Origin of the sequence: Streptococcus oralis (assembly GCF_004127215.1) — a bacterium.
In the GTDB taxonomy this organism is placed as follows: Bacteria; Bacillota; Bacilli; order Lactobacillales; family Streptococcaceae; genus Streptococcus; species Streptococcus oralis_BD.
Window position 1 is genome coordinate 1 of sequence record NZ_QEWJ01000050.1, and the last position, 471, is coordinate 471.

Here is a 471-nt window from a genome sequence, read left to right on the forward strand (position 1 = left end):
GACCAGTGGAAGGCTCTTCAGCGTCGTGACGATCGCGCGCGTCGTCGCCCACATCTTTCCGAACTTCGAGCCGTAATCGAGCCGCTCCCGGTTACGCACCATGCGGGCATGGAGGCCGACGGAGAACTGGTGGACGAACGGTTCGCCGTTGACGGTCGCGATGTCGACCGCGGTGATGTCGCCGCCGGCGAGCGCGCTGACGGCGTCCTCGAGCTCTATCGGGATCTGCAAGGTGCGGGCAAAGAGGTTCATCGTGCCGGCCGGCAGGATGCCGAGCGCGATCGGCTTGTTCATCAAAGCCGCGGCGGCCGTCGACACCGTCCCATCGCCGCCGCCGACGAGGAGGACGTCGAGGTCGGTGCGCGCTGCGGCGCTACCGATCGCCGCGCCGATGCCGTCGCCGTCGATCGTCTCCACCTCGACCTCGTGCCCATGCAGCTTGAACTCGTCGTGCAGCAGCGCCGACAGGAT

1 protein-coding gene is annotated in these 471 nt (G+C 67.5%); it reads right to left on the bottom strand.

Annotation, left to right across the window (positions count from 1 at the left end):
- Positions 1 to 471, bottom strand: a 471-nt coding sequence (locus DF216_RS10385) for a diacylglycerol/lipid kinase family protein (RefSeq protein ID WP_276318437.1), incomplete at both ends; no start/stop codon positions are given.